This is a genomic window from Intestinimonas massiliensis (ex Afouda et al. 2020), assembly GCF_900626285.1.
Lineage (GTDB): Bacteria > Bacillota > Clostridia > Oscillospirales > Oscillospiraceae > Flavonifractor > Flavonifractor massiliensis_A.
The window spans coordinates 2,760,427-2,773,339 of the sequence record NZ_LR131147.1 but is presented as its reverse complement, the minus strand read 5'-3'; the positions used below and the strand labels follow the sequence as shown (position 1 = coordinate 2,773,339).

Here is a 12,913-nt window from a genome sequence, read left to right as displayed (position 1 = left end):
TATCAAAAGTTTTTTCTACAGAAAAAAGAGAGCGGGACAGGTGCCGGGGTATACAGAGATACCCCTGAAGGGAGACAGAGCGCAGAAGCGGCCCAGGGGGCTAAGAGGCACTATCCCACAACTGCCAATCCTTTTCCGGGAGTTCCTTGTGGTCGTAGGTATTGAACATCTTCCAGAGGGGCGGGCAGAAAATACGCTTGGTGTCGAGGACGGGCAGGCCAAAGGAATAGGCGTCACAGATCTGGTGGGTGTTGTCATCAATACCTACTTTCCGCCGAATCAACTTGACACAGACGAACCAGGGAATCAGGGAACGCTTGACCACATAAAAGTGCTGAGCAAGACGGCGGAGGGTAATGTCCATATCCTCATAGGATTGTGAGAAGACATCCACAGACACGCCGCAATGACGATGATACTTAAACCACTCAATGGCATCCATGGAAAGGGTCTTATACTGACGGCTGTTAAAGTCAACACCGGCCTCGTCAATGATCAGCTTACAGTTATCAATGGCATATTTGCCTATGTCGTGTTTACAGTCCACCTTATAAGTTCCTTTGATGGGAACGTTGGAAAGGACACGAATGGAGCGCTTCCAATGAGAGCCGGACAAAATCCAGGCGGACAAGCGGCACGGAAAACGGCGGCACAGGCGGATCACGATACTTTCACGCTGCGCCCATCGGGCAAGGTAAGCGGCAAAGGTAGTCTTACCGGAGCCGGGAACGCCAAAATACACATTGAGCTGAAGTGGATGCCGGGGATTATAGGCACGCTGGAAACAGCGCCAAAGAATGAACAACAGGAAGAGAATCAAATAAGCCATACAAAAACTCCTTTTGAAAGTGCACGGTCAAACACAGGAGGGGCGGGGCGGGTTTTTCACGCCGCCGCCGCCCCTCCTACGTTAGACAAACAAACGACGGAATATGGCGATCACTAAGCCAAAGAAGCCGAGAACCACACCGATTAGGAGAATGGGATGAACGGCAAAAGCGGCGGCAAGGAGAGCAACCAGGCCAAGGACGGCGGCAAACACATCCGATACGGCGGAAAGAATACCGGGAACAGAGGCAGAATCAGAAGAGACAGGAACAAGGGTCACACCCAAGCTAAAAACAAGTTCAAGAGAATCAGCAGAAACCTCATAAATCCCATCTTCACTATATCGGAAAGAAAACGAGCCGACAGACCAATCAAGAAAAAAATTAGGCGATTGCACTCCATTTACAGTCAGTTGCCAATCAAATCCAGAAAGAACCGAACAAATTTCCTCACGGGACACATCTTCCTCAAAAGCTTCAAAAAACGCATCCTCCACATAAACAGAAACCATATCGCCATCGTAAGAAATCGTAGCATATTCGGGCGGAAAATGTATGCCGAACTCATATGTATATTCAGGCTCCGCTGCAAAGGCGGAAACCATCAAAATACAGAGCAAGGCAGACACGACGAAACCGAAACGACAGAACTTCACAAAATCACCTTCTCTCAAAAACGAAGGGCGGCGGCAAATGCCGCCGCCCGAACAGGTGGGGTCACACGTTGAGCATACGGCGGAACAGGCCAACACCCACGCCGATGAAGCCCATCACGACACCGATCAGGAGAATGGGGTTATCGGCAATGGTATCGGCAACCGTACCGACCCAGCCGACAGCGGCAGTGAACACCTCGCCGATAGTGGTGAGCAGGGTACCCATAGCAGTCGTTTCCTCCATGTCTCACACCTCCATCACACATTGAGCATACGGCGGAACAGGCCAACGCCTACGCCGATAAAGCCCATCACGACACCGATCAGGAGCAGAGGCTCCCCGGTGATAGTAGTGGCAACCGTGCCAACCCAGCCGACAGCGGCGGTAAAGACCTCAGTCACAGTAGAAAGCAGTTCAGTCATAGTCATTTTTACACCTTTCTTTCGGAATTTTTTAAGAGTTACAATCGTGGCCAACGATTATTGTATGTTAAGGCAAAAATTGCCGAAACACCTTTGCAATGCCAATCAGGCACACAATGGAGAAGAGATAAATCATAGGCTCAGCGCTGAGAAAATCAGCGATACAGCCCAGGAGAGAGGAAGAAAAGGATATCATCAAGTCCACTTGAACAACCCTCCGATCATACGGAACACGCAGTACAGGGACATAGCAAACAGAGCAACAGAGGCGATCCAGGGCCAATCCAGACCGGCAAGGCCGGGAACGACTTCCGAATAGGTCACACTGGAGCCATCCGGCAGATATTCCGTCACCGTCTGCGTCCGGGGTGTATAGGAACCAAAAAGAGCGGTAACAAGGCCAGGCATAGTCTCAGAATCCGCAGGAGCGGCAGTATCATCCAGAATACGGGTAGCATAAGCCGGGCTGACCTCAGAGGACGGCTCAGGAGAAGCAGGGACGGAATCAGCGGAAGGGACAGTCACATTAACCGTGATATTTCCGCTATCCGTATCGGTGGTGAAAGTCTCAGTAGATGTGCCGGGCATGATATCAGCATCCATCACATCCATATCACCCTCAGCAGCCAAAGCAGAAGGAAAAGACACAACGCACAGAAGCAAAACAAATACGGGGGCCAATCGAAAAAACATCATAGCACACTCCTTATCCATGGAACCCGATGCCGCCATTCTTTTCACGCTTCATATTCTGATCAGAAACCTTTTTATACTGATTGAGGCTTTCCGAAGAAGTACGGAACTGATCGGCGGCATAACCGGAGTTGGAACGGAAACCGGTTATCAGGGAGAGAAGGGACAACGAAAAGCGGATCACAAAGAAGCCGATAGCAACCTTCGCCAAAGGAATACCAAAACCGGGAACGGTGAAGCTGGAGAACAACGACCACACACCGGAAAAGAAAGTGGTCATGATTTCCTGCATAGTTTCCATGGGTAAACCTCCTTTGAAAGTGCACGGTCAAAAGTTTTTTCTTGCGGTAAAAACAGGGGCGGGAAGCGCCTGGGGTATCCTGGGATACCCCAGGCAAAAGAGACACCGCAGAGGGCCGGAAAAGGGCCTTTACAGCCAACTCGTGATAAAGCTAAGGACAGCCGAAATAATGGAAAGGACAGCAGTCACCAGCTTGACCAACACAATGAGGAAAAGCAGAGCGACCAGGGCCAAAAGCGGCAGACGGAGGATCAATGGCATCCACTCAATAGATGCAGTCAACACACCAAACATACGGCACCTCACAAAATGAGATTGCGGATCATCACAAAGCCGATTGCCACGGCAAAGAACAAAGCGATAATCAACTTTAGAGCCAAGGGGAAGGCAGACCAGAGGGACAGCATAAAGGTAAACACCGGCTGAATCCCGGAAATCAGCCTAAAGAGTAAGCCCATACGTCCACCTCCTTTTCCTCTGTGTCCTGACCAAACTCATCCTGGAACACAGAATTGCCGTCATCAAACCAGGTAAACCAGGTGGTAAGATCGCCAACGTGCAGCGAACCAAAAACCCATTGTGTGGTTTGAATCGAGAGATCGGTCACCGTGACAATAACCGTATCGACCAAATATTCCAGGCCGGAGGCCAGACCGTTCACAATGGCGGAAATCAAAGACTTAAACAAATCCAAAAGCCACGACAAAAAACCATCATCATCACCACCAGGATCAGGAGAAGAATCGGGTGAAGGGTCGGGTGAAGGATCGGGAGACGAATCAGGAGAAGGGTCGGGTGAAGGATCGGGAGACGAATCAGGAGAAGGGTCGGGTGAAGGGTCAGGAGACGGATCAGGAGAAGGATCTTCACCTTTTTTAGCAGTTACATAAACAAAACTATCGACACGAATCAAAGTCGAACCAGACCAATAAGAAATTGTCAACGCTTCATCGCCATACGTAACGTCAACATCAGTAACCCAAACTAAAGAACCAGAAGAATCCTCCATAGACATGGATTTTTCCGTCAATTCCAAGTGATAAGTATGAGATTCATAATTGTACGTCCAGCGAGTACAAAGGTATTGATTACCAGTAATCGGCTCCGTAAAAGTCAAAGTTTTTTCATCGAAAATATTAACGTCATAGACGTTTGTTATATCTCCACGATCATCAACTACGCCAATACCGAATTTGGTATCACCATCACCAGAATTGTTATAGTTGTAAATATACTGAGTAAAAGAAGAAGGACGAGTAAAATAACCATAAAGCTCATCCTCTTCAAGATCAACCGAAGAGGCACCATACGTCATATAGCAGGGGGAAAGATTCAACGTTTCGCCTGCATTACGAGAAACAGGAATCTGATTTGTGCCACCAACCACATAAATTTCACCAACAGAATCCTCATCAACTACAACAGGATAATCCCAAGCAGTACCAGGAGAAACGACCGGCCAAACATTGTAATATGTGCCAGCTTCCAAAGGAATGAATGCCCAAACGATAGAAACCATACCGGAAAAATCTTTTAAGAAAGTAATAGAATTGTTATCACAATCATAATAAAATTCATCTTTATTGTAAGAATCCGGCCGAAAAGTCAAATTATTATCAGAATCAATAGAGTGCCCACAGCCACTATCAAAACCCGTGAAAAACTGAACATGAAAACAAGGGACAATTAACTCACCATCGGAAGAAATCTCCACAGCAGGAAGTAGTTTAATATACTCATCCTCAGAAACAAAACTAGAATCCTGAGCAAGATATTCCATGAAAGCATCAAAAGCGTCTTTACCAGCAAGACCAGCACCAGTACCAATAGCAGTACCAAGTGCTGCACCACTCACAGTGCCGCCACCAGGGAGAACAATAGTACCGGCACCAGCGCCAATAATGCCACCAGCAGCAGAGCCACCACCAACCAAAATGGAATCAACAATCCAATTAAGAAAACCAGACTGAGTATAAATATAGGCAGCATCATTATACCAAGCAGCTAAAACAGGAGAAATAAATAAAGAAATGCAAATGACAACAGCTAAAAAAGATGCTAAAATACGTTTAAAGAAAGTCATCACATTTCACCACCAAGGAGGAATATACTAATGCTAATAACGTTATCAAAAATATTACTAGCGATTGCAACGTTGTGCATTGTAGCAATAATGTACGAAACCATGTTTAGAAAAATAGAAAGAAGGAGAAAAAAAGAACAACAAGAAAACAATGATTTTAGGGAAAAATGCAAAACCACAAAAAAACAAAACTATGAAGAATGGAAAGCCGAACAAAAAATCAAGGGGGAGAAAAACATATGAAATTTATCATTGGAGAATCCGGTTGGACATATCTGGAAAGGTTATCATACAGAGGCGCAATCGGTATTTTCTTTGAAGATACTTTATCAGGAATATTAACCTATTTAATTTTCGGCCTCGTATGTATTTTCGCAATCATCGGAATTATTACTACAATCAAGTTTTTACTTTTTGGGTTCCACCGGAAACCAAAAAGTACATACGAAATTTGGCAAAAACAATATGACAAAAACAAAAAGAGCTAAAACAGATATCTGGACTTATACACAATGGTGACCTTATTCAAAAAGCCATCTAAAGAGAAACCGTGAGAAATCACGGTTTCCTTTTTGCACTACTTTTGAAAGTGCATGGTCAAAAAAGAAGTAATCTATTTATTGATTGTGCACTTTCAAAGGGAGTGCTTTTATATTGCCCTCCCTGTTCGGCTGAGCGCCCGACACAGGGAGGGCAGGCAGGTTAAAGAGGTTTTTTCAGCAGAAAAAAGAAGATATTCAGGAAGATGGAGAATATAAGGACAGCGCCGAGAAACAAAACCAGGAGAACGGCCAAAATGGGGATTTCCGCACGGAAAAGCAGAAGATCCAACCAAAGGTAAAAGAACAGAAGGACAGCAGAAGCGAAACCAAAAAGAATCCGGCGAGAGAGCGGGAGAAAGTGCCGCAGCCGGTCAACCATTATGCTCACCTACATCCTTGGACGCATCACGGAGAGCCGAGAGCAAAAGGCCGAAGGGAAGCCCGGATTCTAAAAGAGTTCTCACAATACTGCGAAAGCAAACCAGCACACCATATTCCGGGCCGCAAGCAAAAACCGAAACAGTTGTTACGCCATGAGGACGAACCGCAGAAATGCAAGAGCCATCATCAAGCACAATATCACATCCAATCTAAAGAACAATCTGTTCGCACGGAGAACTTACCGCATCATCCACCCAATCCAAGCGGTGAATATAATCCTTCACGCTGGGCCATTCACGACGGTTACCGGATGCATCGAACTCAACCACTTTCCCGATACGGCGGAAAAACGCTTCACGGCTCTCCCGGTCAATATTCAAATACTGACTATCCGGGGGGATATTGGTCAGAATGAAAACCTTTGTGAAGCAGGCTTGCCGGTTAAAATACCTGCACGGAAGAAGAAGCGGATAGCCGTCCAGATAATTGAGCATATCGCCGTGTTTCAGGCCGCCACGGAATTCCTCAAAAATAAGTACATCCTGACCGTCGTAGGTATCAAAGGGGTGCTTGTAGTCGGTCACACGGTAACAGTTGGTATAGCCATACTTGTCCATCACAGAACGGGTCTTACCGGAACCGGTCTTACCAAACATATAGGTCACTTCCATGTCACGCCATGACGATGCAAATTCAGCATCACGGTACATGGAGCGAACACGCTCGATCTTGTCGATCTCCTTGTAAGCGCTGGACACAGCGTCAACGATCTCAATGTTGGAAGCGCCATTCTTGAGCAAATCAACGATCTTATCGGCATCCCGGCTTTTACCTTGGTGCTCCTGGGGCATTTCGCCTTCTTCCTCGAAGGTGTCAGAGAAGTTGATACCGTCATGTTCCTTACCGCTGGAATCCGTATAGTGATAGGAGCCATCCGACTGTTTATTGAACTTCTCACCATCCTTCAGAACATAGGCACGATTTTCAACACAGGTGCCATTCATACGCTCACGGTGAAAGTTTGGAAACAGCTTGTTGACACGTTCAGCGGTACACGGATTACGAAGGACAAAGAAAACGTGCGTATGCCGGGTCTTACATTCGTCACCCTCTTCATCACAAAGGCAAAGGTAAAGTAAGCCTTTGAACTGATGAAGAGCGGCTTTTATCTTCTCATGGTCAAAACCATGATCCAGAGGATTGTTGATTGTGATTTGCCACTTGCGGCCCTGAACACGAGCCATGCCGTCAGCCATTTTCAATCACCACCAAAAAACTACAAAACTACAGAAGTCGGGGAAGGGTAATACTGGGCCTTCCCCGACCCGCCGGGCTACGCCCGGCGGGTTTGATGGGGGTTAGGAGGAGGTGGGGGACGAACACGAAAAAGGACGCACCATGGCCGCAAACGGCAGGAATAACACCGTGGGCCGTAAGCAGAACATGGGTGATCCACTTCCAGATGTGACAGGCCCATAGCGCATTACCGGGCAGTCACACGCTCGAAGGTGACAACATAGCCGCGATTGTCGAACTCAATCGCATACTCAGCGCCGATGACGATGGAATCATAGGGCACCCGGGCCGGGTCAAGGCTCTGGGTCAAGGCCGCCTGACCTTCAACGCCATAAGCTGCACCGAGATAATGAATCTGGTTAAAGTTGTAATCCTTGCCGGTTCTTTTGGATTTACCCTCCAGGTGGGCCTTGCCAATAACTTTAATTTTCATTTCTTTTTACTCCTTCTTTTAGTCAAATACAGGATAGGCCCTGTTCGGTTATAAGTGTAAATCCACCGTTTTTGGAAAAAGAGAAAAAAGCCTCTTTACAAATGGGGAAAAGGTTGCTATAATAATCAGGCACGTTGAATGAAGCGTGTCCTGCGCGCCCGTAGCGCAATTGGATAGAGCGTCAGATTCCGGTTCTGAAGGCTGGGGGTTCGAGTCCCTTCGGGCGTACCATAAAAATAGCCACACCCCAACGGGTGTGGCTATTTTTATCACTACCTTATATTTTATATTCTGTTGAGAGGAACGGAAAAAATATGGACACCATTCCCTTATCCCTGCCCATTGTGATGGACGGGGCCACCGGCACCGAGCTGATGGCCCGGGGCATGCCCCGGGACGCGGTCACCGAGCAGTGGGTGCTGGAGCACCCGGAGGCGCTGCTGGAGATCCAGCGGGCCTATGTCCGCGCCGGCAGCCAGATCCTGCTGGCCCCCACCTTCGGGGCCAACCGGGTGGGCCTGAGCCGCTGCGGGGCCTTCCACCAGGTGGAGGACTACAACCGCCGTCTGGTGGAGCTGACCCGCCAGGCGGCGGAGGGAAAGTGCCTGGTGGCGGGGGATCTGGCCCCCATGGGCCTGTCCCTGCCCCCCTTCGGGGAGAGCAGCTTTGAGGAGATGGTGGCCGTCTACACCGAGCAGGCGGCGGCGCTGGCCGGGGCCGGGGTGGATCTGTTCGTCATCGAGACCATGACCACCATGGCGGAGGCCAGGGCGGCAGTGCTGGCCTGCCGGAGCGTGTCCGACAAGCCGGTGTGGGTGTCCTTCACCTGCGACGAGGAGGGCCGCACTCCCTCGGGCACCGACGTGCTGGCCGCCCTGATCGTCATGCAGGGCATGGGGGCGTCCGCCTTCGGCCTCAACTGCACCGACCCGGCGGTGACGGCGGAGCAGCTGGCCCGCCTCACCCCCTACGCCACCGTACCCCTGCTGGCCAAGCCCAACGCCGGAGCGCCGGGGGCCTATTGCACCCCGGCGGAGCTGGCCGCCCTCGTGCCCGCCTACGCAAAGGCCGGGGCCCGGATCTTCGGCGGCTGCTGCGGCGCCGGGCCGGACCACCTGGCGGCGGTGAAGGGGGCGGTGGAGCAGGTGGACTTCTCCTCCTTCCCCCCGGTGGAGCGTGACCCGGACGTGATCCCCTGCGCCAGCGAGAAGGAGGCCCGGTTCATCACCCCCGACGTGGACGTGGGGGAGATGATCGAGTGCACCCCCGACCTGATGGAGGACATCCTGATGGCGGAGGAGGTCTCCCCCCAGGGGGCGCTGAAGATCGCCATTCTGGAGGAGGACGACCTGGACATCTTTGCCGAGAACCAGTATGTGGTGAAGGATGCCCTGTGCCTCTTCTCCGACGTGCCCGAGCTGCTGGAGAAGGCCCTGCGGATCTACCAGGGCCGGGCCTTCTGGGACGGCACCGAAGATCTGGAGGAGGATTTCCTCCGGGAGATGGCCAAAAAGTACGGTCTGGTCCTGCTGTAGCTCCGTCAAGATAAAAACCGCCGGTTTTACAAAATCAGCGAAACAGCCAAAAAGCACGCCCTCTTTTTGGGGCGCGCTTTTTGTTTTGCGCCTTGACGGGGATATCAAGATACGGTATCATGGAATCAACGTGCAGAAAAACAGGCACAAGATATTGTGTGGAAGATTTGGCGTGGAAAGGAACGGAAGAGCAATGACGCTTACCAAGATCAGAAAACGGGACGGCCGTCTGGCAGATTTCAACGAGGAAAAGATCGCCCAGGCCATCAATAAGGCCTTTCGGGCCACTTATAAGCCCAATAAGGAGGAGGTGGCCCAGCAGCTGGCCGACGAGGTGCTCTCCATCCTGGAGGTAGAGGGGGAGAAGCAGCCTGACGTGGAGCACATCCAGGACCTGGTGGAGCGGGTGCTGATGGACAACGGCTACGTGCAGACCGCCAAGGCCTACATCCTCTACCGGGAGGAGCGCAGCCGGGCCCGTGAGATGAACACCCGGCTGATGAAGACCTATGAGGACATCACCTTCTCCGCCGCCAAGGATTCCGACATCAAGCGGGAGAACGCCAACATCGACGGGGACACCGCCATGGGCTCCATGCTGAAGTTCGGCTCCGAGGGGGCCAAGCAGTTCTACGACATGTTCGTGCTCAACCCCGACCACGCCCGGGCCCACCGGGAGGGGGACATCCACATCCACGACCTGGACTTCCTGACCCTCACCACCACCTGCTGCCAGATCGACATCAAGAAGCTGTTCGAGGGGGGCTTCTCCACCGGCCACGGCACCCTGCGGGAGCCCAACGACATCTCCTCCTACGCCGCCCTGTGCTGCATCGCCATCCAGTCCAACCAGAACGACCAGCACGGCGGCCAGAGCGTGGTGAACTTCGACTACGGCATGGCCGACGGCGTCCGCAAGACCTTTGTGCGGCTGTACCGGCAGAACCTGGCCCGGGCCCTCACCCTGCTGGAGGACCGGGAGGACCCGGAGAGCCAGCTGAAGGGGATCATGGCGGGCATCAAAGAGCGCACCGGCCTGGTGCCCACTCTGGAGGACTGGGACGATTATGCAGCCGCCGAGCGGGAGGCCCTGGCCGCCGACTTCGGGGATGTGACAAAGGCCCAGGAATTCGCCCACAAGCGGGCGGTGAAGGAGACCGACCGGGCCACCTATCAGGCCATGGAGGCCCTGATCCACAACCTGAACACCATGCACTCCCGTGCCGGTGCCCAGACCCCCTTCTCCTCCATCAACTACGGCATGGACACCTCTCCCGAGGGCCGCATGGTGATGAAGAACGTGATGCTGGCCACCGAGGCCGGCCTGGGCGGCGGGGAGACCCCCATTTTCCCCATCCAGATTTTTCGGGTGAAGGAGGGGGTCAACTACAACCCCGGGGAGCCCAACTACGACCTGTTCCAGCTGGCCATCCGGTGCTCCGCCAAGCGGCTGTTCCCCAACTTCTCCTTTATTGACGCCCCCTTCAACCTCCAGTACTACAAGCCCGGCCACCCGGAGACCGAGATCGCCTACATGGGCTGCCGCACCCGGGTCATCGGCAACGTGTACGACCCCAGCCGGGAGATCTGCAACGGCCGGGGCAACCTGTCCTTCACCACCATCAACCTGCCCCGGCTGGCCATCAAGGCCCGGGGGGACGTGGACGCCTTCTTCGAATCCCTGGACCGGATGATGGACCTGTGCGTGGACCAGCTGCTGGAGCGGTTCGAGATCCAGTGCCGCAAGCACGTGTACAACTACCCCTTCCTGATGGGTCAGGGTGTGTGGCTGGACAGCGACAAGCTGGACTGGAACGACGAGGTGCGGGAGGTGCTCAAGCACGGCACCCTGTCCGTGGGCTTCATCGGCCTGGCCGAGACCCTGAAGGCCCTCATCGGCGTCCACCACGGGGAGAGCGAGAAGGCCCGGGTGCTGGGCCTGGAGATCATCTCCCACATGCGGGCCCGGATGGACCAGGAGAGCGAGAAGCGGGGCCTGAACTTCTCCCTGCTGGCCACCCCCGCCGAGGGACTGTCCGGCCGGTTCGTCAAGCTGGACAAGGCCCGCTACGGGGTCATCGAGGGGGTCACCGACCGGGAGTATTATACCAACTCCTTCCACGTGCCGGTGTATTTCCCCATCTCCGCCTATGACAAGATCAAGATCGAGGCCCCCTATCACGCCCTCACCAACGCCGGACACATCAGCTACATCGAGATGGACGGCGACCCCACCGACAACCTGGAGGCCTTTGAGAAGGTCATCCGCTGCATGAAGGAGAACGGCATCGGCTACGGCTCCGTGAACCATCCGGTGGACCGGGACCCGGTGTGCGGCTTCTCCGGCATCATCGGGGACCAGTGCCCCGGCTGCGGCCGCACCGAGGCAGACGGCGTGCCCTTTGAGCGCATCCGCCGGATCACCGGCTATCTGGTGGGCACCCTGGACCGGTTCAACAACGCCAAGCGGGCGGAGGAGCACGACCGGGTGAAGCACAGCGTGTAAGGGGAGAACGAAAATGACGAATGGAATCATCCGCCTGAAGCGGGGGGAGGGCCGGTCCTTCAAGGCCGGCGGCCCCTGGATCTACGACAACGAGATCGGGGAGATTTTAGGCGACCCCGCCGACGGGGACATCGTGGATATCCAGGACTACAACGGCTACCCCCTGGGGGTGGGCTTCCTCAACCGGGCCTCCACCATCGCGGTGCGGGCGCTGTCCCGGAAGGGGGGCACCGTCATCGACGAGGCCTTCCTGGAGGGCCGGGTCCGGGCGGCCTGGCAGTACCGGAAGGACACGGTGGACACCTCCTCCTGCCGCATCATCTTCGGGGAGGCCGACTTCCTCCCCGGCCTGGTGGTGGACAAGTTTGCCGACGTGCTGGTGGTGGAATCCCTGGCCCTGGGCATCGACAAGCTGAAATCCACCATTCTGAAGCTGCTGGTGGATGTTCTGGCCCAGGACGGCATCGCCATCCGGGGCATCTACGAGCGCAGCGACGCCAAGGTGCGGCTGAAGGAGGGCATGGAGCGGGTGAAGGGCTTCCTGTCCGAACCCTTCGACCCCATGGTGGAGATCGTGGAGAACGGGGTCCGCTACCAGGTGGACGTGGCCGAGGGGCAGAAGACCGGCTTCTTCCTGGACCAGAAATATAACCGCCTGGCTATCCAGCCCCTGGCCAAAGGGGGCCGGGTGCTGGACTGCTTCACCCACACCGGGGCCTTCGCCCTCAACGCCGCCAAGGGCGGGGCGAGGGAGGTGCTGGGTGTGGACGCCTCCCAGCTGGGGGTGGATCAGGCCACCCGCAACGCGGAACTGAACGGCATGAGCGACCGGGTGCGGTTTGAGTGCCGCGACGTGTTTGAGCTGCTGCCCGAGCTGGAGAAGAAAGGCGAGCAGTTCGATCTGGTGATCCTGGACCCGCCCGCCTTCACCAAGTCCCGGGCCTCCGTCAAGAAGGCGGTCACCGGCTACCGGGAGATCAACCTGCGGGGCCTGAAGCTGGTGAAAAACGGGGGCTATCTGGCCACCTGCTCCTGCTCCCACTTCATGACCCCGGAGCTGTTTACCAAGACCATCGGGGAGGCCGCCCGCGACGCCCACCGCCGCCTGCGGCAGGTGGAGTACCGCACCCAGTCCCCCGACCACCCGGTGCTGTGGGGGGCCGACCAGTCCCTCTACCTGAAGTTCTACATCTTCCAGGTGGTGGACGACCAATAAACAAAACGGGCTGCCGCGGCA

General features: G+C 53.9%; 16 protein-coding genes and 1 tRNA gene. 6 read left to right on the top strand and 11 right to left on the bottom strand.

Annotation, left to right across the window (positions count from 1 at the left end; all coding sequences use genetic code 11):
* Window positions 1-100 precede the first annotated feature (100 nt).
* The 8 genes from E0E41_RS13710 to E0E41_RS18580 all read right to left on the bottom strand — a co-directional run bounded on the left by E0E41_RS13710 (window position 101) and on the right by E0E41_RS18580 (window position 4,983).
* Window positions 101-829, bottom strand: coding sequence for a zonular occludens toxin domain-containing protein (locus tag E0E41_RS13710; RefSeq protein ID WP_130870367.1), 729 nt, complete (start codon window positions 827-829; stop codon window positions 101-103).
* A gap of 81 nt (window positions 830-910) precedes the next feature.
* Complete coding sequence (locus E0E41_RS13705; protein WP_130870366.1) at window positions 911-1,483, bottom strand: hypothetical protein; 573 nt, start codon at window positions 1,481-1,483, stop codon at window positions 911-913.
* Window positions 1,484-1,544: 61 nt separating this feature from the next.
* On the bottom strand, window positions 1,545-1,727 hold the full coding sequence (locus E0E41_RS13700; protein ID WP_130870365.1) for a hypothetical protein: 183 nt from the start codon (window positions 1,725-1,727) through the stop codon (window positions 1,545-1,547).
* 14 nt (window positions 1,728-1,741) lie between these two features.
* Window positions 1,742-1,906, bottom strand: coding sequence for a hypothetical protein (locus tag E0E41_RS18595; RefSeq protein WP_165450556.1), 165 nt, complete (start codon window positions 1,904-1,906; stop codon window positions 1,742-1,744).
* A 195-nt stretch (window positions 1,907-2,101) separates the two neighbouring features.
* Window positions 2,102-2,602 carry a hypothetical protein gene (locus tag E0E41_RS13695; RefSeq protein WP_130870364.1) on the bottom strand — a complete coding sequence of 167 codons (501 nt, stop codon included), beginning with the start codon at window positions 2,600-2,602 and terminating at the stop codon, window positions 2,102-2,104.
* A gap of 10 nt (window positions 2,603-2,612) precedes the next feature.
* A complete protein-coding gene (locus E0E41_RS13690; RefSeq protein WP_130870363.1) occupies window positions 2,613-2,900 on the bottom strand; it encodes a hypothetical protein in 288 nt (95 codons plus the stop codon).
* Window positions 2,901-3,202: 302 nt separating this feature from the next.
* Entirely contained in the window at window positions 3,203-3,358 is a 156-nt protein-coding gene (locus E0E41_RS18585) for a hypothetical protein (RefSeq protein ID WP_165450554.1), read from the bottom strand.
* On the bottom strand, window positions 3,337-4,983 hold the full coding sequence (locus E0E41_RS18580) for a hypothetical protein (RefSeq protein ID WP_165450553.1): 1,647 nt from the start codon (window positions 4,981-4,983) through the stop codon (window positions 3,337-3,339). The genes E0E41_RS18585 and E0E41_RS18580 overlap by 22 nt, the downstream gene beginning before the upstream one ends.
* A 30-nt stretch (window positions 4,984-5,013) precedes the next feature.
* Here E0E41_RS18580 and E0E41_RS13680 point away from each other — a divergent pair, with 30 nt between their 5' ends.
* Both E0E41_RS13680 and E0E41_RS13675 read left to right on the top strand, forming a co-directional pair.
* Window positions 5,014-5,226, top strand: a complete 213-nt coding sequence (locus E0E41_RS13680; protein ID WP_130870362.1) for a hypothetical protein — start codon at window positions 5,014-5,016, stop codon at window positions 5,224-5,226.
* The gene (locus tag E0E41_RS13675; RefSeq protein WP_130870361.1) at window positions 5,223-5,471 is read left to right on the top strand and encodes a hypothetical protein; all 249 of its coding nucleotides are present in this window, start codon (window positions 5,223-5,225) and stop codon (window positions 5,469-5,471) included. The genes E0E41_RS13680 and E0E41_RS13675 overlap by 4 nt, the downstream gene beginning before the upstream one ends.
* Before the next feature lie 214 nt (window positions 5,472-5,685).
* On the opposite strand, the gene E0E41_RS13670 is transcribed toward E0E41_RS13675, so the two are convergent.
* From E0E41_RS13670 to E0E41_RS13660, 3 genes are all read right to left on the bottom strand, one after another.
* Window positions 5,686-5,904, bottom strand: coding sequence for a hypothetical protein (locus E0E41_RS13670; RefSeq protein ID WP_130870360.1), 219 nt, complete (start codon window positions 5,902-5,904; stop codon window positions 5,686-5,688).
* Between the two features lie 211 nt (window positions 5,905-6,115).
* Entirely contained in the window at window positions 6,116-7,162 is a 1,047-nt protein-coding gene (locus tag E0E41_RS13665; RefSeq protein ID WP_130870359.1) for a replication protein, read from the bottom strand.
* A 227-nt stretch (window positions 7,163-7,389) separates the two neighbouring features.
* Window positions 7,390-7,635 (bottom strand): hypothetical protein, encoded by a 246-nt coding sequence (locus E0E41_RS13660; protein WP_130870358.1) that lies wholly within the window; start codon window positions 7,633-7,635, stop codon window positions 7,390-7,392.
* A gap of 154 nt (window positions 7,636-7,789) precedes the next feature.
* On the opposite strand from E0E41_RS13660, the gene E0E41_RS13655 reads away from it, so the two are divergent.
* From E0E41_RS13655 to E0E41_RS13640, 4 genes are all read left to right on the top strand, one after another.
* A tRNA-Arg gene (locus tag E0E41_RS13655) sits at window positions 7,790-7,866 on the top strand.
* An 83-nt stretch (window positions 7,867-7,949) separates the two neighbouring features.
* Window positions 7,950-9,170, top strand: coding sequence for a homocysteine S-methyltransferase family protein (locus E0E41_RS13650; RefSeq protein WP_130870357.1), 1,221 nt, complete (start codon window positions 7,950-7,952; stop codon window positions 9,168-9,170).
* A 193-nt stretch (window positions 9,171-9,363) separates the two neighbouring features.
* Complete coding sequence (locus tag E0E41_RS13645) at window positions 9,364-11,676, top strand: anaerobic ribonucleoside triphosphate reductase (protein WP_130870356.1); 2,313 nt, start codon at window positions 9,364-9,366, stop codon at window positions 11,674-11,676.
* Between the two features lie 13 nt (window positions 11,677-11,689).
* Window positions 11,690-12,892 (top strand): class I SAM-dependent rRNA methyltransferase, encoded by a 1,203-nt coding sequence (locus tag E0E41_RS13640; RefSeq protein ID WP_130870355.1) that lies wholly within the window; start codon window positions 11,690-11,692, stop codon window positions 12,890-12,892.
* Window positions 12,893-12,913 lie beyond the last annotated feature (21 nt).